The organism is Streptomyces sp. NBC_01515, from assembly GCF_045040345.1.
In the GTDB taxonomy this organism is placed as follows: domain Bacteria; phylum Actinomycetota; class Actinomycetes; order Streptomycetales; family Streptomycetaceae; genus Streptomyces.
Window position 1 is genome coordinate 4,995,959 of sequence record NZ_CP109416.1, and the last position, 20,972, is coordinate 5,016,930.

Below are 20,972 nucleotides of genomic sequence, written 5' to 3' on the forward strand. Positions count from 1 at the left end.
GGATGTCCCCCGAAAAGCACAGCAAGGAGACATGGACGTGACGACCGACGCCAATGCCCCCTGGCTGATCGTGGGACTCGGCAACCCCGGCCCCGAGTACGCGAACAACCGGCACAACGTGGGCTTCATGGTGGCCGACCTGCTGGCCGAGCGGATCGGCGGCAAGTTCAAGCGGGCCGGGAAGGCACAGGCGCAGGTCCTGGAGGGCCGGATCGGGGCGCCGGGTCCGGCGAGCCGCCGGGTCGTGCTGGTCAAGCCGACGTCGTTCATGAACCTGTCGGGCGGCCCGGTCAACGCGCTGCGCGACTTCTACAAGGTGCCGCTCGCGAACGTCGTCGCCGTGCACGACGAACTCGACATCGACTACGGCACCCTCCGCCTCAAGCTCGGCGGCGGTGACAACGGCCACAACGGCCTGAAGTCGATGACGAAGGCGATGGGCCCCGACTACCACCGGGTGCGGTTCGGCATCGGACGACCGCCGGGCCGGATGCAGGTCGCCGACTTCGTCCTGAAGGACTTCTCTTCCACGGAGCGCAAGGAACTGGACTTCCTGGTGGACCGGGCGACGGACTCCGTGGAGTGCCTGGTGAGCGAGGGACTGGAGCGGGCGCAGAGCGCGTACAACTCCTGAGCCGTCCGACTCACCCGGCTCACCCGTCTTGCCCGACTTAACCGGCTTGTCCCATGCGGGAGTTGACCGCGCGTGCGGGTATGGCCAATGATCCCCGCCATGAACTTCGGACGGCTCGCGGCGATGGGCACGGTGACCGTGCTGATCCTGATCGCCGGGGTGTGGGGTTCGTGGCCGACCGCGCACAACGTGATGCTCACCAAGGGCCGCGAGAGCGGCACGATCCAGGTCACCGCGTGCGGCGACGCCACCTGCACCGGCCCGTACACCCCGGTCTCGACGGGATCGAAGGCCCGCGCCGAGGTCGTCATCGACCACACGGTCGCGGTCAAGAAGGGCCAGACGTACGCGGTGGTCGTGCGGCCCGGTACCGACGAGGTCATGCGCTCCGGTCCCGCCGGCGTCCTCTACGCCTGGGTCCCCCTCGGCGGCGCCCTGTTGCTCGCCTCGGTGGTGGTCGCGGGCGGGCTGCGGCTGACCCGGGCCGCGTGGGTGCTGGCGGGGACGGGGATCGCGCTGCTGACGGCGGCGTTCGTAGCACTCTGACGGCAGCGGTCCGTCGTACGACATGAAGGTGCCCCCGAGCTTCTACGACAGCTCGGGGGCACCCTTCGTCCGTATCCGGTCAGCCGGTGTTGCGCAGGCCCGCCGCCACACCGTTCACCGTGAGGAGCAGGGCCCGGCTCAGCAGCGGGTCGGGCTCGGCGCCGGCCGCCGCCTCGTCGCGCTGGCGCTTCAGCAGGGTCACCTGGAGATACGAGATCGGGTCGAGGTAGGCGTCGCGAATGGTGAACGTCTGCTTCAACACCGGGGTGGCGTCGAGGAGTTCGGCCTCACCGGTGACGCGGAGCACCTCGGCGACGGTCAGATCGTGCTCGGCCCGGATGGTGTCGAACACGTGCTTGAGGTCGTCCGGGACGAGGGTGTCGACGTAGTGCTGGGCGATCCGCAGGTCCGTCTTCGCGAGGGTCATCTCGACGTTGGAGATGAAGTTGCGGAAGAAGTGCCACTGTTCGTGCATCTCGTCGAGCACGCCCTCTCCTCCCAATGTCGCCGTCAGGCCCGCCTCGCGCAGCGCCTTCAGGCCCGAGCCGACACCGAACCACCCCGGCACGATCTGCCGGGACTGGGTCCAGCCGAACACCCACGGGATCGCGCGCAGTCCGTCGAGCGAGACGCCCGAGCCGGGGCGGCGGGAGGGCCGCGAGCCCAGGTGCAGATCGGCGAGCTGGTCCACCGGGGTGGAGGCGAGGAAGTACGTCGGAAGGTCCGGGTCCTCGACCAGCCTGCGGTAGGCGGCGTGGGCGGCGTCGCTGACCACGTCCATGGCCGCGTCCCAGCGGGCCAGCGCCTCGTCGGACTGGCGGGGCGAGGTGTGCAGCGCGGAGGCCTGGAGGGTTGCCGCGACGGTCAGTTCGAGGTTCTCGCGGGCCAGTGACGGCACGAGGTACTTGTCGGAGATGACCTCGCCCTGCTCGGTCACCTTGATCTCGCCCTCCAGCGTTCCCCACGGCTGGGCGAGGATCGCGTCGTGGGACGGACCGCCACCGCGGCCGACGGTTCCGCCGCGACCGTGGAACAGGCGGAGGCGGACACCGTAGCGGTGCGCCACGTCACGCAGGCGCCGCTGCGCCCGGTGGATCTCCCACTGGCTCGTCGTAATGCCACCGAACTTGGAGGAGTCGGAGTACCCGAGCATGACCTCCTGCACATCCCCGCGCAGCGCCACGAGCCGCCGGTAGGACGGGTCGGACAGCATGTCCTCAAGGATGGTGTCGGCGGCCTTCAGCTCGTCCGTGGTCTCCAGCAGCGGGACGATGCCGACCTTCGCCCACCCGGAGTGCAGGTCGATCAGCCCGGCCTCGCGGGCCAGCACGGCGGCGGCGAACACGTCGTCGGCACCCTGGCACATCGAGATGATGTACGACTCGATGACCTCGGGCCCGAAGACGGCGAGGGCCTTCTTGACGGTCTCGAAGACGCCGAGGGTCTTCTCACCGGCCGCGTCGACGGGCGCGGGGGTGGGCGCCAGCGGACGGCGCGACCGCAGCTCCTTGGCGAGCAGCTTGGTGCGGTACTCGCGGGGCATGTCGGAGTACCGCCAGGACTCCTCGCCGAGCCGGTCGAAGAGCTGGCCCAGCGCGTGGTGGTGGGCGTCCGCGTGCTCGCGTACGTCCATGGTGGCGAGCTGGAGGCCGAACGCGCCGAGCGTGCGGATCGTACGGTCCATGCGGCCGTCGGCGAAGAGGCCGCCGCGGTGGGCGCGCAGCGAGGTCTGGATCAGGGTGAGGTCGTGCAGCAGCTCGGCGGTGCCGAGGTAGTCGCGGCCGTCGTCGTGCGGGGTGCCCTTGGCCAGCCGGCTCTTGGTGTTCTCCAGCTTCTGCCGGATGCAGGTGGCCTTGAGGCGGTACGGCTCCTCGGCGTTGAGGCGCTTGTAACGGGGGCTGATCTCGGGCAGCCGCTCCAGGTCGGTCCGGAGGGAGGTGAGCAGCTCCTCCGTCGCGCCCGTGTAGCGGATGGAGTTGGAGAGGAAGCCGCGCAGCTCGTCGATCGTCTCCAGGGCGTCGTTGATGCCGTGCTCGTGCTGGAGGATCAGGACGTCCCAGGTGACCTGCGGGGTCACGTTCGGGTTGCCGTCGCGGTCGCCGCCGATCCAGGTGCCGAAGGTGAGCGGGCGGGTGTCGTCGGGCAGCTTGACGCCGACGCGCTCCAGCTCGGCCGTGAGGTCTTCGAGGACGTCGCCTACGGCGCCCGCGTGCAGCTCGTCGAGGTAGTAGATGGCGTTGCGGGCCTCGTCGGCGGGCTCCGGGCGAACGACCCTCAACTCATCCGTCTGCCACACCAGGTCGATGTTCTCGGCCAGCCGGGTGTCGTAGCGGCGGCGGTCGGACTCGATGACCGGGGTCTCCAGGAGCGTGGCGATGCGCCGGAGCTTGTTGAGGACGGACCGGCGCGCGGCCTCGGTGGGGTGCGCGGTGAAGACCGGGCGGACGTTCAGGTTCTTGACCGTCTCGCGCAGGTGGTCGGGGTCGGCGTCCTTGAGGCGGTCGGCCGTGCGGGCGAGGAGACCGCCCTCGGCGGCCCGCCGGGCGCGCAGCTCGCGGCCGCGGTGCACCTGCTCGGTGACGTTGGCCAGGTGGAAGTAGGTGGAGAAGGCGCGGACCAGCTTGGCGGCGGTCTCCAGCTCCGTGCCGCGCAGCAGCTCGGCGGCGGCCTCGCCGTCCTCCCGGGTGAGGCGGCGGACCTTCTCGACCAGTTCGAGCAGTTCGGGGCCCTCCTGGCGGACGAGGGTCTCGCCGAGCAGGTCGCCCAGTCGCCGGATGTCGGCGCGCAGCTCATTGTTGGTCGTGGTGGCCTGGTCGTCGGCACTGCTCACAGGTGCGGCTCCTTGCAGTGTTTGAAGCTCGTCTGGAGGGAACCCGGACGGCGGTCCCACGGCGGCTGCCGCATACGGGACGGACATCCGGGAAGAAAACAGAGCGGACCGCGCTGTCCGACCGACACCCAGGATAGGTGTCCACTCTGACGCGCGGTCTCACGGGCTTCGTCCACCGGTCGACGCGCTGCCATACTTACGTCGCCGTAGGTTACGGAACCGTAGGGAAGTCCATGCTGAACTGTTGCGGCCCGGCTCCCGCCGTCCGACGCTCCGCCTCCACCTCCGAACCCCACAGGGGACGCCCATGACCACGAGCTCCGATGTGATCGACGACGCCCCGCGGGCGAACGACGACGGCACGCCGCTCCCCGCCGCCACGCGGGGTGGCGAGAAGAAGGGGTCGCTGGAACAACTCACTCTTCTCCTCTTCATCACCGCCCCGTTCCTGGCCCTGCTCGCGGCGGTGCCGCTGGCGTGGAGCTGGGGCGGGGTGAGCTGGCTGGACCTCGGCCTGCTGGTGTTCTTCTACTACCTGGGCTGCCACGGCGTGACGATCGGCTACCACCGGTACTTCACGCACGGCTCCTTCAAGGCGAAGCGCCCGCTGCGGATCGCGATCGCGATCGCCGGGTCGATGGCGGTCGAGGGGCCGCTGGTGCGCTGGGTGGCCGACCACCGCAAGCACCACAAGTTCTCCGACGCGGACGGCGACCCGCATTCGCCGTGGCGCTACGGCGAGACCGTGCCGGCGTTGATCAAGGGCCTGTGGTGGGCGCACATCGCATGGATGTTCGACGAGGAGCGCACGCCGCAGGAGAAGTACGCGCCGGACCTGATCAAGGACCGGACGATCCGGGCGATCTCCCGCCAGTTCATCTTCTGGACGATGCTCTCGCTCGCGCTGCCGCCGCTGATCGGCGGACTGGCGACGATGTCCTGGTGGGGCGCGTTCACGGGCTTCTTCTGGGGCTCGCTCGTGCGGGTCGCGCTGCTGCACCACGTCACCTGGTCGATCAACTCGATCTGCCACGCGGTCGGCAAGCGCCCCTTCAAGTCGCGGGACCGCTCGGGCAACGTGTGGTGGCTGGCGATCCTGTCCTGCGGCGAGTCCTGGCACAACCTGCACCACGCCGACCCGACGTCCGCGCGGCACGGTGTGATGCGCGGCCAGCTCGACTCCTCGGCGCGGATCATCCGCTGGTGCGAGCAGCTCGGCTGGGCCTATGACGTGCGCTGGCCGTCACGCTCACGTATCGATTCGCGCCGTATCTCCGGTACGGACGGCTCTCAGCCCCGGAAGGAGTCGGCGGAGGCGGCATGATTGACGCCGTGGCGACCGATCCCAGCAGCACCCCGAGCAACGAGAAGCCCCGACGCGCGCGCCGCACCCGGATGACGGGAGCCGAGCGCCGGGCCCAGCTGCTGGAAGTCGGCCGCACGCTCTTCGCGACGAAGGGCTTCGAGGCGACGTCGGTGGAGGAGATCGCGGCGAAGGCCGGGGTCTCCAAGCCGGTGGTCTACGAGCACTTCGGCGGCAAGGAGGGCCTGTACGCGGTGGTCGTGGACCGCGAGATGCGCCGCCTCCTCGACATGGTGACCAGCTCCCTCACGGCCGGCCACCCCCGCGAACTCTGCGAACAGGCGGCCTTCGCCCTCCTCGACTACATCGAGGAGTACACGGACGGCTTCCGCATCCTGGTCCGCGACTCCCCCATCCCCCAGTCCACGGGCTCCTTCGCGTCCCTGATCTCGGACATCGCGACGCAGGTCGAGGACATCCTGGGCCGCGAGTTCAAGAGCCGGGGCTTCGACGCGAAACTCGCCCCCCTCTACGCCCAGGCCCTCGTCGGCATGGTCGCCCTGACCGGCCAGTGGTGGCTGGACGTCCGCCGCCCGAAGAAGGCGGAGGTGGCCGCCCATCTGGTGAACCTGGCCTGGCACGGGCTGGACGGGCTGGAGTCGAAGCCGCATTTGATAGGGCGCCGAAAAAGCTGAACCCGTAGGTACGGAGAAAAACCCGTAGGTACGGAGACAGTGGCGGGGCCCCCGCTTCTCAGCGGGGGCCCCGCCACTGTCGTCCACCGCAGGCGCGTCAGCGCTTGAAGGCGTCCTTGGCCTTCTCCTTGGCCTCGCGCGCGTCACCCTTGGACTTCTCGACCTGCCCCTTGGCCTTCAGGCTCTCGTTCCCCACGGCCCGGCCCACGGTCTCCTTGACCTTGCCCTTGGCCTGCTCCTTCTTGGCCTTGGCCTTCTCGTCCTTCGCCACGGTTCATCAACTCCCGGTCGGATCGGAACTCGGTACTCGGAAACTCGGCGCCACCGACCGGGTAGCCGCGAAGGCGAGGGGCAAACACCGATCAGACGTCGGGCTCCAGGAACTCCAGCCGATTCCCCACCGGATCCTCCGAGTAGAAGCGCCGGTACCCCGGCAGGTCCGCGTCCCAAGTGACCGACGCCCCAAGGGACTTCAGCCGGGCCGCATACGCCTCGATGCCGGTCACGCGGAGCCCGGGGTGAGCCTTCTTCGCGGGCCGGAAATCGGTCTCGATCCCCAGGTGAAGCTGGACAACCCCCGCCCCGAACCAGCACCCACCCCGCGCCGCCGGCACCGGCGGCTTAGGGATCTCAGCCATGCCCAGGACGTCGACGTAATACCTCCGCAGCGCGTCCTCCGACCCCGCCGGAGCCGCCAGCTGCACATGGTCCACGGCCGCGAGCATCCCTCACGCCTCCTTGCGGGCCACCGCGAACAGGCGGCGGAACGGGAGGACCGTGCCGTAGTCCGCCGTCGGGTACGCCTCGCGGAGCAGGTCGCGGTACTCCGTCACGAAGGCGTCCCTCGCCTCCGGGTCGTCCGCCAGGGCGGTCAGGGCCGGGCGCAGGCCGGTGCCCTTGACCCAGTCGAGGACGGGGTCGTCGCCGGGGAGGATGTGCTGGTACGTCGTCTGCCAGACGTCCGGCGCGCAGCCCAGGCGGGCCAGGTGGTCCAGGTACACACCGGGCGCGTGGACCGAGTCCTCACGGCGCAGCACCTCGCCCAACCGCGCCTTCCAGCGGGCGCTGCCGGCCAGTTCGCGCATCAGGGCGTGCAGGGGGGCGTCGATGTTGTCCGGCACCTGGAAGGCGAAGGTGCCGCCGGGGGCCAGCGCGGAAACCCAGTCGCCGAACCGGTCCAGGTGCCCCGGCACCCACTGCAGCGCCGCGTTCGACACGATCAGGTCGTACGTCTGCGACGGCGTCCACTCCGTCGCGTCCGCGTGGGCGAAGTCGAGCCGGCCGCCGCCGGGGGTGGGACCGGCGTAGGGCTCGGTCTTCGCGAGCATCTCGGGCGAGTTGTCGTAGCCGGTGATGTGCGCGGTGGGCCAGCGGTCGGCGAGGACGGTGGTCACGTTGCCGGGGCCGCAGCCGAGGTCGGCGATCCGGGGCGCGGCGCCGGGGAGGTCGGTGACGCGGGCGAGGAGGTCGGCGAACGGGCGGGCGCGGTGGCCGGCGTGGCGCAGGTACTGAGCGGGGTCCCAAGTCGTCATGCCGTCCACTCTCCTCGGCCATATATCTTGATGTCAAGAGACTCCGAATCGAGAGGCTTGATATCAAGAGACTTCATGTCGACACAACCACTACACTGATCGTCATGGAGGACGAGGTCGATCGGCTTGTCGCAGCGTGGCGCCGGGAGCGCCCCGACCTCGACGTGGAGCCACTTGAGGTGCTCAGCCGGGTGAGCAGACTGGCCCGGCACCTGGACCGGGCCCGCCGGCTGGCGTTCGCCGAGCACAGCCTGGAGCCCTGGGAGTTCGACGTGCTGACGGCGCTCAGGCGCGCGGGCAGCCCCTACCAGCTCTCCCCCGGCCAGCTGCTGACCCAGACCCTGGTCACGTCCGGCACGATGACGAACCGTATCGACCGGCTCGCGAAGAAGGGCCTGGTCGAGCGGCTCCCCGACCCCAGCGACCGCCGGGGCGTGCTGGTCCGCCTCACCGAGGAGGGCCAGGACCGCGCGGACCAGGCCCTGGCCGGCCTGCTGGCCCAGGAGCGCGCGATCCTCGCGGAACTCTCCCGCGCCCAACGGGGCGAACTGGCAGACCTGCTACGCCAGTTGACCGCCCCGTTCGACAACATCCCCGGCTAGATCGACGGGACCCACCCCCACGCGGCACACAAGGGTGAAGTGGACGCCCAACTGCCCACCACGCGCGGAACCCTCCCGCACCCAACAGGCCGAACCAGCAGACCCGCTGAGCCAATTGACCACCCCGGCCCCGTTCGCCAACATCCCCGGCCAGACCGACGGGACCCACCCCCACGCGGCACACAAGGGTGAAGTGGACGCCCAACTGCCCACCACGCGCGGAACCCTCCCGCACCCAACAGGCCGAACCAGCAGACCCGCTGAGCCAATTGACCACCCCGGCCCCGTTCGCCAACATCCCCGGCCAGACCGACGGGACCCACCCCCACGCGGCACACGAGGGTGAAGTGGACGCCCAACTACCCACCACGCGCGGAACCCTCCCGCACCCAACAGGCCGAACCGGCAGACCCGCTAAGCCAGTTGACCGCCCCGGCCCCGTTCGACAACATCCCCGGCCAGATCGACCGGACCCACCCCCACGCGGCACACAAGCGTGGAGCGGACGCCCCACCAGCCCGGCACGCGCGGAACCCTCCCACGCCCAACAGGCCGAACCAGCAGGCCCGCTAAGCCAGTTGACCGCCCCGGCCCCGTTCGACAACATCCCCGGCCAGATCGACCGGACCCACCCCCACGCGGCACACAAGCGTGGAGCGGACGCCCAACCAGCCCGGCACGCGCGGAACCCTCCCGCACCCAACAGGCCGAACCGGCAGACCCGCTAAGCCAGTTGACCGCCCAGGCCCCGTTCGACAACATCCCCGGCCAGGCCGACGGGACCCACCCCCACGCGGCACACAAGCGTGGAGCGGACACCCAACTGCCCACCACGCGCGGAACCCTCCCGCACCCAACAGGCCGAACCGGCAGGCCCGCTACGCCAGTTGACCGCCCCGCTCGACAACATCCCCGGCCAGGTCCACCGGACCCACGCCCGCACGCCGGGCGAGAGCCACCGCCGCGAGGGTGGAGTGGACGCCCAACTTGCCCAGCACGTTTTGCATATGCGTGCGGACGGTGTGCGGGGAGAGGAAGAGTCGCTCGGCGACCGCCTTCCGGCCGAGACCCGCCACCATGCAGCGGAGCACTTCCCGTTCCCTCGGAGTCAGGGACTCCACCAGGCGCTCGCTCTCGGTGCGGTGCTTGCGTGCGGCCGTCAGCTCACGCAGGACGCCGGTCAGCAGGGCGGGTGGCAGGTGCGTCTCGTCGCGAAGCACCCCTCGGATGACGGTTAAAAGCCTGGACAGCGAGCAGTCCTTGGCGACCCAGCCGGACGCCCCGGCCTGCAGGGCCAGCGCGGCCCGGCGCGGATCGTCCTTCTCCGCCAGCACGACCATCCGTACGCTCGGCTGGGCCGAACGGACCCCGGCGACCAGGGAGATCCCGTCCACCAGCCCGTCCTCGTTGCCCGCCTGTACGGGTACGGCGGGCCGGACGCCCGGCACGTTGCCGCCCAGATCGGCGTCCACGAGCAGGACGTCGAATCTGCGGCCCTCGGCGTTCGCGCGCTCCATGCAACGCAGCGCGGCGGGACCGCTGCCCGCCGCGGACACGTCGACATCGGGCTCGGCGGCCAGTGCCGCGGCGAGCGATTCGGCGAAGATGCGATGGTCGTCGACGACCAGGACTCGGATGCGAACCACGAAACCCCCTTCCCCAGGCTCCTGGTGGAGCAGGGGATACCTCATCGTCGGGAGACGAAGTGATGGTTGCGGGTACGACGCCCGGGAGAGGCCGAAGCCGCACGGCCGCCGCCGTGCTGACACTGCTACCCCCACATCGGGCGTCGTACCCGACTTGTCTCGCCCCCTGAACAGCACCGGCCCCCACCGGTGCTGCTCACAGCGTACGGCTGGGGCGCAGCAGCGGAACCCAATTTGCAGAACTGATTGTCCGGCACGTTTATGGTGAGCCGCATGTTTCGTATTGAGACGGAAGTCGACAAGGAGCGACGCGATCTGCTCCGCGCCCGGCTGCTCGAAACCAACACGGCAGCATCCCCGGTGCTGCGCGCCCTGCGCGGAACCCCTCGCGAACGTGAAGTTCCGCTCCAGGTGTGGGCGTTGGACGACGCTGGCGAGCTGGCGGGCGGGCTGGTCGGCCACACCTGGGCGGACTGGCTGCACGTGACGTACCTGTGGGTGGACGGCCGCCACCGCGGCACCGGCCTCGGCTCCCGCCTCCTCGCCGAGGCGGAACGCATCGCCCACGACGAGCGCGGCTGCGGGGCGGCCCGCCTGGAGACGTGGAACTTCCAGGCGCCGGACTTCTACAAGAAGCAGGGGTACGAGGTGGTGTGCGTGATCCCGGACTATCCGCCGGGGCTCACGGAGTACACCCTGACGAAGAGGCTGGACCGGACCAACCCCGGGTGACCAGGCCGCCGGGGACGCGCTCCGTCCGGCCGGGCCGGTGAAGTGGCCGGTTGTGGACGCGCGTTGAGGTCGACCCTCTAAAGTCCCTGGCCGTGACACTCACTTCGACGCAGGGCTCCGGAAAATCCTCGCTGTGGCGTGAGCGGCCGTTCGTGCTGCTCGCCTCCGCCCGCACCGTCTCCGTACTCGGCAACGGATTCGCCCGGGTCGCACTCGCCTTCGCGGTACTGGCGCTGCCCGGCGCCGGACCGGGCCGGCTCTCGCTGGTCCTGGCCTGCCAGGCGTTGCCGCAGCTGGTGTTCATCCTGGTGGGCGGGGTCATCGCGGACCGGATGTCACGCGCCCGCCTGATGGCGCTGGCGGATGTGCTGGGGGCCGGGGCCTACACGGCGCTGGCCGCGATGGTCCTGACCCGGCACGCCCCGCTCCCGGCGATGTGTCTGCTGGCGGTGGCGGCGGGCACGGCGACCGCGCTGTTCGCCCCGGCGATGAACGGCATCATGCCGCTGGTGGTCCCCACTGACCGGTTGCAGCAGGCGAACGCCCTTCTGCGGGTGGGCACCAACAGCGCGCTGCTCCTGGGCCTGTCGCTCTCGGGCGTGACGGTGGCGCTGGTCGGCCCCGGCTGGGCGCTGGCCCTGAACGCCGCGTCCTTCGCACTCAGCGCGGCCCTCACCGCCCGCCTCCCGGTCTCGGCCCGCCCGCCGAAGAAGTCCTCCGGCTGGGCCGATCTCCGGGAGGGCTGGCGGGAGTTCGCGTCCCGGCAGTGGCTGTGGGTCGTGGTGGCGCAGTGGTCGATCGTGGTGGCGGCGCTGAACGCGAACGTAGGAGTCCTCGGCCCCCTGACCGCCGACCGCTACCTCGGCGGAGCCCGCGCCTGGTCGCTCATCGTCGGCGCGCAGGCCCTGGGCACGATCGCCGGCGCGGGCCTGGCCGCCCGCGTCCGCGTCCACCGCCCGATCCTGGTGGCGGTCCTGGCCACGTTCCCGACGGCGCTACCGGTAGCCCTCCTCGCCGTACGGGCCCCCGTCTGGCTGATCGCCGCCGCGATGTTCACGGCCGGCGTCTCCAGCGACGTCTTCGGCGTCCTGTGGGCCACCACCATCCACCGAGAGATCCCCGAGGAATCCCTCTCCCGAGTCAGCTCCTACGACGGCTTCGGCTCCCTGGCCTTCGCCCCACTGGGTCTGCTCATCGCGGGCCCGCTGTCGGCGGCGGTGGGCCTGGGTCACACGCTCGCGGGGTGCGCGGGGCTGGTGGTACTCGCGACGGGGGCGGCGCTGCTGGCTCCGGGGGTACGGAGGCTCACCGCTCCTTGAGTGCGTCCCGGATCCCGGCTGATGCCGAGGGTGTGCGGCCGGGACGGTCACGGAGTTCGGCCCAGCCGACCACATGGCTCCTCCCCCGCCGCACACCCGGACGTCACACGACCCCGATCGCCCGCAGGCCGCACCCCAGGCTCACTCCACCCGCCGCGCCCCCGCCGAAGGCACCGCCGGGAACACCCGAGGCGCCGTGTATCCGGCCGCCGCGAACGCCTCCTCGACCGCCTTCGTGACCGTGTCCGCCTCCGTGGCCTCCACGAGGACGACCGCCGAGCCGCCGAAGCCGCCGCCCGTCATGCGCGCGCCGAGCGCACCCGCGCCGACCGCCGTGTCGACCACGAGGTCCAACTCCGGGCAGGAGATGCGGAGATCGTCGCGGAGGGAGGCGTGGCCCTCGGTGAGGACCGGGCCGATCGCGCGTACGTCTCCCGCGTCGAGGAGGGTGATGACCTGGTCGACCCTGTGGTCGTCCGACACCACGTGGCGGACGTAGCGCCGCACGCGCTCGTCGGAGAGGCGTGCCAGTGACGACTCCAGGTCCTCGTACGCCACGTCCCGCAGGAACGGGACGCCCAGCTGCCGCGCGCCCTCCTCGCAGCCCTCCCGGCGTTCCGCGTACGCGCCGTCGCCGAGGGCGTGCTTCACCCGGCTGTCGACGACCAGCAGCGACAGTCCCTCGGACGCGAGGTCGAACGGGATCTGACGGATCGACAGGTCGCGGCAGTCGAGGTGGAGCGCGTGGCCCTCCTCGCAGCAGGCCGAGGCCGTCTGGTCCATGATGCCGCAGGGGACGCCGACGAAGTCGTTCTCCGCGCGCTGCGAGAAACGCGCCAACTCCGGCGCGGATAGGCCGAGTTGGAAGAGGTCGTTCAGGGCCAGGGCCGTAACCACCTCAAGGGCGGCCGACGACGACAGGCCCGCGCCCGTCGGGACCGTGGACGACAAGTGGATGTCCGCGCCGGTGACTTGATGGCCCGCCTCGCGCAGCACCCACACCACACCCGCCGGGTACGCGGCCCAGCTCGTGTTCGTGCGCGGGGCGAGTTCGTCCACGTGCAGCTCTACGACCGGGCCCTCGATGTCCGCCGAGTGGAGGCGCAGGACGCCATCCGTACGGCGGGACACCGCCGCCACCGCCGTGTGCGGCAGGGCGAGCGGCATCACGAAGCCCTCGTTGAAGTCGGTGTACTCGCCGATCAGGTTGACCCGGCCCGGCGCGGCCCAGACGCCCTCGGGAGCGGTCCCGTACAGCTCCTCGAAGCCCTCACGTACACCCACGTGCGATCCCCTAGCCCTTCGATCAGTTCGATACGTTCTGTGCGAACGCCCACGCGTCCGCGACGATGCCCGCGAGATCCGCGCGGGACGGGTTCCAGCCGAGGCGCTCCTTGGCCCGGGCCGCCGAGGCCACCAGGGTCGCCGGGTCGCCGCCGCGGCGCGGGGCCACGACCTCGGGGATCGGGTGCCCGGTGACCTGACGGACCGTCTCGATGACCTGGCGGACGGAGAAGCCCTCGCCGTTGCCCAGGTTGCAGATCAGATGCTCGCCGGGCGTGGCCGCCTTCAGCGCCAGCAGGTGCGCGTCCGCCAGGTCCGCCACGTGGATGTAGTCACGGACGCAGGTGCCGTCCGGCGTCGGGTAGTCCTCGCCGAAGACCGAGATGGCGTCCCGCTTGCCCTGCGCGACCTGGAGCACGAGCGGAATCAGGTGCGACTCGGGGGCGTGCCGCTCACCGCAACTGCCGTACGCACCCGCCACGTTGAAGTAGCGGAGGGAGACGGCGGCCAGGCCGTGGGCCTCCGCCTCGCTGGTGATCATGAAGTCGACCGACAGCTTCGACGCGCCGTACGGGTTCGTCGGGGAGGTCCGGGCGGTCTCGACGATCGGGACCTCGTCCGGCTCGCCGTACGTGGCCGCCGTGGAGGAGAAGACGAGCTTGCGGACGCCGGCCTCGCGCATGGCGGCGAGGAGGGCCATCGAGCCGCCGACGTTGTTCTCCCAGTACTTCTCCGGCTTGACGACCGACTCGCCGACCTGCGAGAAGGCGGCGAAGTGCAGGACCGCGTCGAAGGACGAGTCCAGCCACTTGCCCGCGTCGCGGATGTCGCCCTCCACGAACGTGGCACCCGCGGGCACGCCCTCGCGGAAACCCGTCGAGAGGTTGTCCAGGACGGTGACCTCGTGGCCCGCCTCCAGCAGGTGCTGGGCGACCACGCTGCCGACGTATCCCGCGCCGCCCGTGACCAGGTACTTACCGCTCATCAACTCGCTACCTCTCGCAGTCGCTCGGCCGCGAACTCCGGCGGCACGTCGTTGATGAACACGCTCATGCCGGACTCGGAACCCGCGAGGAACTTCAGCTTGCCGGACGTACGGCGAATGGTGAAAAGCTCAAGGTGGAGAGCGAAGTCGTCCCTGCTCACCCCGTCGAACTCCTCCAGCGTGCCGAACGGCGCCTGGTGCCAGGCGGAGATGTACGGCGTCGGAGGCTCGCCCTCACCGAAGATCCGGTCGAAGCGCCTCAAGAGTTCCAGATAGACCTTGGGGAACTCTGTGCGGGCCGCCTCGTCCAGCCCGAGCAGATCGGGCACCCGGCGCTTGGGATACAGGTGGACCTCGTACGGCCAGTGCGCCGCGTACGGCACGAAGGCCGCCCAGTGTTCACCCTCAAGGACGACCCGCTCACCGGCGAGTTCGCGCTCCAGGACCGAGTCGAAGAGGTTCTCCCCGCCGGTCGCCTCCTTGTGGGCCGCGAGTGAACGCAACATCAGCGCGGTGCGCGGGGTGGTGAAGGGGTAGGCGTAGATCTGGCCGTGGGGATGACCGAGCGTCACGCCGATCTCCTCGCCGCGGTTCTCGAAACAGAAGACCTGTTCGACGGAGGGAAGATGCGACAGCTCCGACGTCCGGTCCGTCCACGCGTCGAGGACGAGGGCCACCTGTTCCTCGGTCAGCGAGGCGAAGGACGCGTCGTGGTCGGAGGTGAAGCAGACCACCTCACAGCGCCCGGAGTCCCCGGCCAGCGAGGGGAAACGGTTCTCGAACACGACGACGTCGTACGACGAGTCCGGAATCTCGCTGAGCCGATCGCCCGTGGTCGGGCAGAGCGGGCACTGGTCGGCCGGCGGGTGGTAGGTGCGGCCCTGGCGGTGCGAGGCGATCGCCACCGAGTCACCGAGCAGCACGTCCCGCCGTACCTCCGAAGTGGTGACCGTGCGCTCCAGCGGGCGTCGGTCCACCGCGTCGCGCACGGTGTCGTCCCGCAGGTCGTAGTAGATGAGCTCACGACCGTCGGCCAACCGGGTCGAGGTCTTCTTCACGCCGGGCTCTCCATCCGTACGTACATCCACGCCGCATCCGGGCTTCACACAGAACTAAACACATCAAACCACCGATCCCCCCAGTCGTCACCATCAAAATCAAACAAAGAACACCAACCAAAGACATCAACCAGACATCAACCAAGGTGAGCGCTTGATGCAGACCCTGCAGACCCCCACCTCTCTCGCCGCCGAGCTCCGGCTCCCCACCAACGGGCTCGACTACACGATCCTGGCGATCTACTTCGTGGTCGTCCTCGGCATCGGGCTGGCCGCCCGCAGATCGGTGAAGACGAGCCTCGACTTCTTCCTCTCCGGGCGTTCGCTGCCCGCGTGGATCACCGGACTCGCCTTCATCTCGGCCAACCTGGCCGCCACCGAGATCCTCGGCATGGCCGCCAACAGCGCGCAGTACGGCGCGTACACCGTCCACTGGTACTGGATCGGCGCCATCCCGGCCATGGTCTTCCTCGGCCTGGTGATGATGCCCTTCTACTACGGCTCGAAGGTCCGCTCGGTCCCCGAGTTCCTGCTGCTGCGCTTCGACAAGGCCGCACACCTGCTGAGTTCGATCCTGTTCGCCTTCGCCGCGATCCTGATCGCGGGCGTGAACCTGTACGCCCTCGCGATCGTCGTCGAGGCGCTGCTGGGCTGGCCGCAGTGGGTGGCGATCGTGGTCGCCGGTGCGTTCGTGCTCGCGTACATCACCCTCGGCGGGCTGTCGTCGGCGATCTACAACGAAGTCCTCCAGTTCTTCGTGATCCTGGCCGCCCTGATCCCCATCTCCTACCTCGGCCTGAAGAAGGTCGGCGGCTGGGACGGGCTGACCCACAAGCTGGACGCGGCCCACGGCCACAACTTCACGACCGCGTGGGGCGGCACCGGCATCGGCAGCGTGAACCCGCTCGGCGCGAACTGGCTCACGATCGTCCTCGGCCTCGGCTTCGTCCTCTCCTTCGGCTACTGGACGACCAACTTCGCCGAGGTCCAGCGCGCCCTCTCCGCGAAGAACCTGTCGGCCGCCCAGCGCACCCCGCTCATCGCCGCGTACCCGAAGGTCTTCATCGTGTTCCTGGTGATGATCCCGGGACTGGTCGCGGCGGCGCTCGTCCCGAAGATCGGCACCAGCGGCTCGGACCTGCAGTACAACGACGCGATCCCGTACCTGATGCAGGAGTTGCTGCCCAACGGCGTCCTAGGCATCGCGGTGACCGGTCTCCTGGCCGCCTTCATGGCAGGCATGGCGGCCAACGTGTCGTCCTTCAACACGGTGTTCACGAACGACATCTGGGCGAAGTACGTCGTGACGGACCGCGAGGACGAGTACTACGTCCGCTTCGGCCGCCTGATCACGGTGGTCGGCGTAGCGGCTTCAGTAGGCACAGCCTTCCTGGCCTCGTCCTTCTCCAACATCATGAGCTACCTCCAGACCCTCTTCTCCTTCTTCAACGTCCCGATGTTCGTCGTCTTCATCGTCGGCATGTTCTGGAAGAAGGCCACCCCGAAGTCCGGCTTCTGGGGCCTGCTCGCGGGCACGGTCACCGCGATGGTGAACTACTTCTGGATCTACAAGCAGGGGATCATCTCCATCCCCTCCGACCAGGGCGCCAACTTCGTCTCCGCGATCGCCGGCTTCGTCGCCGGCGCGGTGGTCATGTTCGTGGTGTCCCTGTTCACCCAGCCGAAGTCGGCGGAACAGCTTCAAGGGCTCGTCTACGGCACGACGTCACCCGGCATGACCGAGGCACCGGCCGCGGGCGACGACGCATGGTACCGCCGGCCCGCACTCCTCGGCTGGGGCGCGGTGATCCTGGCCGCCCTCTGCTACATCCCGTTCTCGTTCTAGCCGCGGGAGGATTGAGAAAACCATGTCTGAGAACTCAGGGCACTCCGAACACTCAGGGCACTCCGAGCATGACGTCCAGCGCGAGGTCAGTGAGCTGGAGGGCAAGTCGACGACTGCGTCCCGCCTGTTCGATCTACGGCTGATCATCGGGGGGTTGTTCGTCGTCTACGGCGTCATCGTCACGATCGCCGGAATCAGCCCGTCCCAGGCGACGCTGGACAAGGCGGAGGGCGTCAACATCAACCTCTGGACCGGGATCGCGATGTTGCTGCTGGGGATCTTCTTCCTGGGCTGGCTGAAGCTGCGACCGACACCTCCGGTGGAAGTGGCGGAGGTCCCGGAGGAGGAAGAGGGGGCTTAGGTCGGTTGCCGGGTGCGGTGGACTGTGGCTGGTCGCGCAGTTCCCCGCGCCCCTGGGGTGTCGGCGCCGGCGGGGTTGTTCAGCGAGGCTGGTCGCGTCCGCGCGGCGGAGCCGCACATGTCACAGCCCCGCGCCCCCAGGCAACACCCGCTCCGAACAAGGGAGTTGAAGGCTGAGCTCGGTGATCAGAGCTAACGCACCGCGGTGACCAGCAGCGTGTCCGCGGTGCCTGGTCCTTCGGCGGTCGACGGCAGCACGTCAACGGCGGTCTCGGTGAACCCGGCCTCGTCCAAGACCTTCACCCAGCCCTGCTCCTGGAGCACCCACCGACGCATCGTGCACGTTTCCCCTTCCGGGGTCTTCGCCGGAACGGCGGCGGCTACAACGTCCGGCTGTGCGGAAGCGCCGCTCAGGTAATGCGCCAGGGTGGAGAACACCAAGCGTCCGCCCGGCCTGAGAGCAGCGGCAGCCGCAGGCAACAGCTCGCGAGGGTCGGTGAAGTCGAGCGCGCCGAAGACGCTGTACAGCACGTCATACGTACTGACCGTCGCCCGCAGATGCGACACGGCATCAGACGACACGATGCTCAGGCGTGGTGTGAGGTGGCCGAACAGGTCTACGGCCAGCTCGTGTTGGCCCGGCGAGGCATCTACAGCCACGACCTGGGAGGGCCGGTGGTGGATGACGAGGTGGGCGGCGTGCCGTGCGGCTCCGGCGCCGAGGTCCCCGACGACCAGTCCGGACAGATCACCCAGTGCTTCCGGGCCGGGGCCGCTGTCCTGGCTCCAGTTCCAGTTCCAGTGGAAGGTGTCGGGACCGCGCGGTCGTGCTCGGCGCGGGTGCGGCCGTAGTGGTGCCAGAGGTCTGAGGGGGTGGTCGTCACCCGGACAGTCTTGGCGAGCGGGGTCCGGCACCGGGCCGGTTCCGGAGATTCTCACCGCCTCGTGCGCCGGGCCCTGGCCGGAGTCGGCCGCTGTTGGCCAATCCCGTCAGCGGGCCGGGGCAACCCTGTCCACCTGAGAAAATGTGACACTCGCGCGGGAAGTGTCACATTTCCCTGGGGGGGGGGTGGCCGGGCCGCATCGGATTCGCCAACAGCATCCGGAGTCGGCCAGGGCCCGACGGACCCGTCGGTCCGTGCGAGTCGTTGCCGGGGCGGCAGGGGCCGCAGCCCTGGAAGCCGGAAAGACCTGCGCCCCGAGCAATTCCCGACCGCCGAACGCAAGGCCCGGCTGGGCACCGACATGGCGCGCGCATGGTGGGCGTGGCAGCGGCCGGAGCAGACCGCCCAGGCACCGCTCTCCGCGTACCGCGCCAGCCCTGCCGAGGTCCGGGACCGGCCCGCGATCCGCGGCATCGTCCACGAACTCGCAGAGCGGCACCCGCGTACAACCGGCGTCCGTGAGTTGCAGGCAGCTGTACGTCAGCAGGCGAGCTGACACACGGCGAGCCCTGGCGCCGCCTTCCGGCTGCCGATCAGTTACCGACTGGGGGACGCGAGCCGCTTCTTCAGGAACACGGTTCACAGCCGGACGGACCGGCCTTGCAGGCGACTTGATCGGGTGCGGGGGGACTGTGGCCGGTCGTGCCCGCGCGGCGGAGCCGCACACGGAACAGCCCCGCCCTCCTGGGGAGTTGGTGCCGGCCACGTTCTTGGACCTAGGCCACGTCCAGTTCGCACCACACGTACTTGCCGCGCTGCCCGTTCCTCGACAACGGCTGCCACCCCCAGGAGTCGGCGCATGCCCGCACCAGCGCCAGCCCTCTCCCTGCCTCGGCGTCCAACAGGTTCGCCAACTGCCCCGGCGGTTCAGGGGGTTCGGAATCCGCGTCCCACGCCCCGACGCGCAGCACCCCCGCCGACCACCGCACACGGAGCATCACCGGCCCCTTGGTGTGGAGTACGGCGTTGGCCACCAGCTCCGTCGCGAGGAGTTCGGCGGTGTCCACGACCCGGATGAGGCCGTGCGCGGTGAGGACCAGGCGCAGGGTGCGGCGACAGACGGTCACGGCACGGCGATCGTGCGGCACGGAGAGGGAGTACTCCCAGGGCTCGGTTTCGGGCATGCGTGAACTCCATTGGTGGCGTGGGGAGTTGACGCGGTTCACCGGCGGTGGCCTGCCACACCGTCATGGCAGGACGGGGTGGTGCGCTTCCGAGGGTCCGGAAATCCGCAGAGTATGCGTCGCACCACGGACAGTAGGGTCACAATTTGGGACCACGCAAGCCGTTCCCGTAATCTGCCCCTCGAACGAGTTGCCCTCGCGGGGCACTCAGGTACGAGGAGGAAGTCGTGGCGCGCAGGAAAAAACCCACCGCACGCCAGGAACGTCTGGGCGCGGAACTGCGGAAACTGCGTGAGGCCGCAGGGCTCAAGGGGCGCGAAGCCGCCGCGCTGCTCGGGACGGACTCGGCTCAGATGAGTCAGATCGAGTTCGGCACGGCGGGCGTGAGCGAGGAGCGCCTACGGCAACTTGCCGCCCAGTACGCCTGTACGGACACCCAGTTGATCGAAGCGCTGGTGGCCATGGCGACCGATCGGACACTCGGCTGGTGGGAGGAGTACCGGGGTCTGCTGCCCACACCGTTCCTGGACCTCGCCGAATTGGAGCACCACTCCACCTACCGACTCGACGTGGAGTTTCTGCACATCCCCGGGCTTTTCCAGACCGAGGACTACGCCCGCGCCGTCTTTTCGTACCGAGTCCCCGAACTCCCGGCTGACGACCTCGAACTGCGCGTGCGCCATCGTATGGATCGCAAGGCGATCATCGAGGGCACCACTCCAGCCCCCTACGAGGCGGTGATCCACGAGGCGGCGCTCCGGATCAAGGTCGGCGGTCGAACCTGCTCACGAGCTCAGCTCGCCCGCGTTCTCGAATTTTCCGAAGCGGAACACATCACCGTGCGCGTCATCCCCTTCGTCCTGGACGACTTCGCCGGTGCCACGAACGCCATGATGTATGCGGGAGGTGCCGTACCGAAGCTCGATACTGCGGTACGCGACGCACCCCACGGCGCGGCCTTCATCGACTCCGAAGCCCAACTCGGCGCCTTTCGAACGCTCTTCCGTAAAGTGGAGGCGGTGTCACTCGACCCGGAACAGTCGCGTGACCTCATCCATAGGCTGGCGAAGGAACTGTGAGGCGCACCGTGGCCATCCCCAACAACTGGCAGAAGTCGTCCTTCTCCGGCAGCGGCGACGGCAACAACTGCATCGAACTCGCCACCACCCCCACCGCCTTCCACCTCCGCGAAAGTGACGCCCCCACCACGCACCTCACCACCACCCCCACGGCCCTCGCCGCCCTCCTCCACGGCATACGGTCCGAAACACTGACCGCCGGCCGGGTCGACCGTCACGGCTGACCCGTTTCCACGCCGAGGGTCGACCCGCCGGGCGTCGCGGCGGACGTACGTGCGGACATCGTTCCGCGGGGTGCCGTCGTAGATGTCGGTGAGGAAAGCAGTGGGCCTGACATCGAGGAAGGCGTCCTTACGGACGGCTCGGACGACGGCCGCGTGTTCGCGCCTGCTCATGGCCTCCCACGTGACGCGGGACTCCTCCCGCACCCACCGCCGGACCGACACCAGGACT

General features: G+C 69.6%; 20 protein-coding genes and 4 pseudogenes. 12 read left to right on the forward strand and 12 right to left on the reverse strand.

Annotated features, from left to right (window positions below):
• The first annotated feature begins 31 nt into the window (after positions 1-31).
• Entirely contained in the window at positions 32-634 is a 603-nt protein-coding gene (pth, locus tag OG407_RS22170) for an aminoacyl-tRNA hydrolase (protein ID WP_318016797.1), read from the forward strand.
• Positions 635-733: 99 nt separating this feature from the next.
• Positions 734-1,180 carry a hypothetical protein gene (locus OG407_RS22175; protein WP_403588971.1) on the forward strand — a complete coding sequence of 149 codons (447 nt, stop codon included), beginning with the start codon at positions 734-736 and terminating at the stop codon, positions 1,178-1,180.
• 79 nt (positions 1,181-1,259) lie between these two features.
• On the opposite strand, the gene ppc is transcribed toward OG407_RS22175, so the two are convergent.
• The gene (gene ppc / locus OG407_RS22180) at positions 1,260-4,010 is read right to left on the reverse strand and encodes a phosphoenolpyruvate carboxylase (protein WP_405860502.1); all 2,751 of its coding nucleotides are present in this window, start codon (positions 4,008-4,010) and stop codon (positions 1,260-1,262) included.
• Between the two features lie 307 nt (positions 4,011-4,317).
• On the opposite strand from ppc, the gene OG407_RS22185 reads away from it, so the two are divergent.
• Positions 4,318-5,334, forward strand: coding sequence for an acyl-CoA desaturase (locus tag OG407_RS22185; protein WP_405860504.1), 1,017 nt, complete (start codon positions 4,318-4,320; stop codon positions 5,332-5,334).
• On the forward strand, positions 5,331-6,008 hold the full coding sequence (locus OG407_RS22190) for a TetR/AcrR family transcriptional regulator (protein ID WP_019064642.1): 678 nt from the start codon (positions 5,331-5,333) through the stop codon (positions 6,006-6,008). The genes OG407_RS22185 and OG407_RS22190 overlap by 4 nt, the downstream gene beginning before the upstream one ends.
• Positions 6,009-6,105: 97 nt before the next feature.
• Here OG407_RS22190 and OG407_RS22195 read toward each other — a convergent pair whose 3' ends face one another.
• From OG407_RS22195 to OG407_RS22205, 3 genes are all read right to left on the reverse strand, one after another.
• A complete protein-coding gene (locus OG407_RS22195; protein WP_403588967.1) occupies positions 6,106-6,279 on the reverse strand; it encodes a CsbD family protein in 174 nt (57 codons plus the stop codon).
• A 91-nt stretch (positions 6,280-6,370) separates the two neighbouring features.
• Positions 6,371-6,733: a VOC family protein gene (locus OG407_RS22200; protein ID WP_403588966.1), complete on the reverse strand. Its 363-nt coding sequence runs from the start codon at positions 6,731-6,733 to the stop codon at positions 6,371-6,373.
• A gap of 3 nt (positions 6,734-6,736) precedes the next feature.
• Positions 6,737-7,540, reverse strand: coding sequence for a trans-aconitate 2-methyltransferase (locus tag OG407_RS22205; protein ID WP_405860507.1), 804 nt, complete (start codon positions 7,538-7,540; stop codon positions 6,737-6,739).
• A 104-nt stretch (positions 7,541-7,644) separates the two neighbouring features.
• On the opposite strand from OG407_RS22205, the gene tamR reads away from it, so the two are divergent.
• Positions 7,645-8,142 carry a MarR family transcriptional regulator TamR gene (gene tamR, locus OG407_RS22210; protein WP_328682685.1) on the forward strand — a complete coding sequence of 166 codons (498 nt, stop codon included), beginning with the start codon at positions 7,645-7,647 and terminating at the stop codon, positions 8,140-8,142.
• Here the strand turns inward: tamR and OG407_RS22215 are convergent.
• The 3 genes and pseudogenes from OG407_RS22215 to OG407_RS22225 all read right to left on the reverse strand — a co-directional run.
• Positions 8,101-8,199 (reverse strand): annotated as a pseudogene (locus OG407_RS22215) (DNA-binding response regulator); the annotation flags it as partial. The gene tamR and the pseudogene OG407_RS22215 overlap by 42 nt on opposite strands.
• 512 nt (positions 8,200-8,711) lie before the next feature.
• Positions 8,712-8,822, reverse strand: a pseudogene (locus OG407_RS22220) (DNA-binding response regulator); the annotation flags it as partial.
• A gap of 198 nt (positions 8,823-9,020) precedes the next feature.
• Positions 9,021-9,788 (reverse strand): response regulator transcription factor, encoded by a 768-nt coding sequence (locus OG407_RS22225; RefSeq protein ID WP_033284298.1) that lies wholly within the window; start codon positions 9,786-9,788, stop codon positions 9,021-9,023.
• Between the two features lie 261 nt (positions 9,789-10,049).
• Here OG407_RS22225 and OG407_RS22230 point away from each other — a divergent pair, with 261 nt between their 5' ends.
• Together OG407_RS22230 and OG407_RS22235 are read left to right on the forward strand one after the other, a co-directional pair.
• The gene (locus OG407_RS22230) at positions 10,050-10,520 is read left to right on the forward strand and encodes a GNAT family N-acetyltransferase (RefSeq protein WP_405868539.1); all 471 of its coding nucleotides are present in this window, start codon (positions 10,050-10,052) and stop codon (positions 10,518-10,520) included.
• 92 nt (positions 10,521-10,612) lie between these two features.
• The gene (locus OG407_RS22235) at positions 10,613-11,839 is read left to right on the forward strand and encodes an MFS transporter (protein ID WP_405860509.1); all 1,227 of its coding nucleotides are present in this window, start codon (positions 10,613-10,615) and stop codon (positions 11,837-11,839) included.
• A 141-nt stretch (positions 11,840-11,980) separates the two neighbouring features.
• On the opposite strand, the gene galK is transcribed toward OG407_RS22235, so the two are convergent.
• From galK to galT, 3 genes are read right to left on the reverse strand one after another with little or no spacing between them, the layout of a single operon-like run.
• Positions 11,981-13,123 (reverse strand): galactokinase, encoded by a 1,143-nt coding sequence (galK, locus tag OG407_RS22240; protein WP_405860511.1) that lies wholly within the window; start codon positions 13,121-13,123, stop codon positions 11,981-11,983.
• A 22-nt stretch (positions 13,124-13,145) separates the two neighbouring features.
• Positions 13,146-14,108, reverse strand: a complete 963-nt coding sequence (gene galE, locus OG407_RS22245) for a UDP-glucose 4-epimerase GalE (protein ID WP_405860513.1) — start codon at positions 14,106-14,108, stop codon at positions 13,146-13,148.
• Positions 14,108-15,166, reverse strand: coding sequence for a galactose-1-phosphate uridylyltransferase (gene galT / locus OG407_RS22250; RefSeq protein WP_366496974.1), 1,059 nt, complete (start codon positions 15,164-15,166; stop codon positions 14,108-14,110). Before galT ends, galE begins: the two co-directional genes overlap by 1 nt.
• Before the next feature lie 157 nt (positions 15,167-15,323).
• Between galT and OG407_RS22255 the strand changes: the two genes are divergently transcribed.
• The gene (locus OG407_RS22255; RefSeq protein ID WP_405860515.1) at positions 15,324-17,012 is read left to right on the forward strand and encodes a sodium:solute symporter family protein; all 1,689 of its coding nucleotides are present in this window, start codon (positions 15,324-15,326) and stop codon (positions 17,010-17,012) included.
• A 22-nt stretch (positions 17,013-17,034) separates the two neighbouring features.
• A complete protein-coding gene (locus OG407_RS22260) occupies positions 17,035-17,373 on the forward strand; it encodes a hypothetical protein (RefSeq protein WP_405860517.1) in 339 nt (112 codons plus the stop codon).
• Positions 17,374-17,564: 191 nt separating this feature from the next.
• Here the strand turns inward: OG407_RS22260 and OG407_RS22265 are convergent.
• A pseudogene (locus OG407_RS22265) lies at positions 17,565-18,256 on the reverse strand (class I SAM-dependent methyltransferase).
• A gap of 269 nt (positions 18,257-18,525) precedes the next feature.
• Between OG407_RS22265 and OG407_RS22270 the strand changes: the two are divergent.
• Positions 18,526-18,812, forward strand: a pseudogene (locus tag OG407_RS22270) (transcriptional regulator); the annotation flags it as partial.
• Between the two features lie 220 nt (positions 18,813-19,032).
• Here the strand turns inward: OG407_RS22270 and OG407_RS22275 are convergent.
• Positions 19,033-19,440: an ATP-binding protein gene (locus tag OG407_RS22275; RefSeq protein ID WP_405860519.1), complete on the reverse strand. Its 408-nt coding sequence runs from the start codon at positions 19,438-19,440 to the stop codon at positions 19,033-19,035.
• A 227-nt stretch (positions 19,441-19,667) separates the two neighbouring features.
• On the opposite strand from OG407_RS22275, the gene OG407_RS22280 reads away from it, so the two are divergent.
• Positions 19,668-20,519, forward strand: a complete 852-nt coding sequence (locus OG407_RS22280) for a helix-turn-helix domain-containing protein (RefSeq protein ID WP_405860521.1) — start codon at positions 19,668-19,670, stop codon at positions 20,517-20,519.
• Positions 20,516-20,743, forward strand: coding sequence for a DUF397 domain-containing protein (locus OG407_RS22285; RefSeq protein ID WP_405860523.1), 228 nt, complete (start codon positions 20,516-20,518; stop codon positions 20,741-20,743). Before OG407_RS22280 ends, OG407_RS22285 begins: the two co-directional genes overlap by 4 nt.
• The last annotated feature ends 229 nt before the right edge of the window (positions 20,744-20,972 follow it).

Excerpts from the sequence above, each read along its gene's own strand:
- pth (WP_318016797.1), top strand. The coding sequence starts at position 32 with ATGGACGTGACGACCGACGCCAATGCCCCCTGGCTGATCGTGGGACTC.
- OG407_RS22175 (WP_403588971.1), top strand. The coding sequence starts at position 734 with ATGAACTTCGGACGGCTCGCGGCGATGGGCACGGTGACCGTGCTGATC.
- OG407_RS22185 (WP_405860504.1), top strand. The coding sequence starts at position 4,318 with ATGACCACGAGCTCCGATGTGATCGACGACGCCCCGCGGGCGAACGAC.
- OG407_RS22190 (WP_019064642.1), top strand. The coding sequence starts at position 5,331 with ATGATTGACGCCGTGGCGACCGATCCCAGCAGCACCCCGAGCAACGAG.
- OG407_RS22200 (WP_403588966.1), bottom strand. The coding sequence starts at position 6,733 with ATGCTCGCGGCCGTGGACCATGTGCAGCTGGCGGCTCCGGCGGGGTCG.
- OG407_RS22205 (WP_405860507.1), bottom strand. The coding sequence starts at position 7,540 with ATGACGACTTGGGACCCCGCTCAGTACCTGCGCCACGCCGGCCACCGC.
- tamR (WP_328682685.1), top strand. The coding sequence starts at position 7,645 with ATGGAGGACGAGGTCGATCGGCTTGTCGCAGCGTGGCGCCGGGAGCGC.
- OG407_RS22230 (WP_405868539.1), top strand. The coding sequence starts at position 10,050 with ATGGTGAGCCGCATGTTTCGTATTGAGACGGAAGTCGACAAGGAGCGA.
- galE (WP_405860513.1), bottom strand. The coding sequence starts at position 14,108 with ATGAGCGGTAAGTACCTGGTCACGGGCGGCGCGGGATACGTCGGCAGC.
- OG407_RS22255 (WP_405860515.1), top strand. The coding sequence starts at position 15,324 with ATGCAGACCCTGCAGACCCCCACCTCTCTCGCCGCCGAGCTCCGGCTC.
- OG407_RS22260 (WP_405860517.1), top strand. The coding sequence starts at position 17,035 with ATGTCTGAGAACTCAGGGCACTCCGAACACTCAGGGCACTCCGAGCAT.
- OG407_RS22275 (WP_405860519.1), bottom strand. The coding sequence starts at position 19,440 with ATGCCCGAAACCGAGCCCTGGGAGTACTCCCTCTCCGTGCCGCACGAT.